The 273-nt window shown below is 62.3% G+C and carries 1 protein-coding gene; it reads left to right on the top strand.

Translation table 11 applies throughout. From position 1 onward, the window contains the following. On the top strand, positions 1 to 273 hold a 273-nt coding region (locus tag C471_RS17440; protein WP_004048533.1), incomplete at both ends, for a hypothetical protein.

The raw sequence follows: 273 nt of genomic DNA, 5'->3' as shown, positions 1-273 counted from the left end.
GGCGAGTCCGATTTCTCGGAGAAGTCGCTTACTAATGAAAAAAGTCGGATACGAACGAGAACGAGGACCGCGCTCGACGAGCTGATCGAGGGCGCGCAGTCGCCGGAGATCGAGAACCGGAGCGTCTTCGATCCCGAGCAGCTCGGAATCCTCCTGTACTGGGTGCTCAACGGCCCCGCGATGATGGGGCAGCCCGGCGGGTTGGTCGGAACAGCCGACCAGCCGCCCGAGGGCGTCGACGAAGACCACTACACGAAGATCCCCGACGAGTTA

Source organism: Halorubrum saccharovorum DSM 1137, assembly GCF_000337915.1.
Taxonomy (GTDB): Archaea; Halobacteriota; Halobacteria; order Halobacteriales; family Haloferacaceae; genus Halorubrum; species Halorubrum saccharovorum.
The sequence above is the reverse complement of the archived record's forward strand: the minus strand, read 5'-3'. Positions and strand labels throughout refer to the sequence as shown.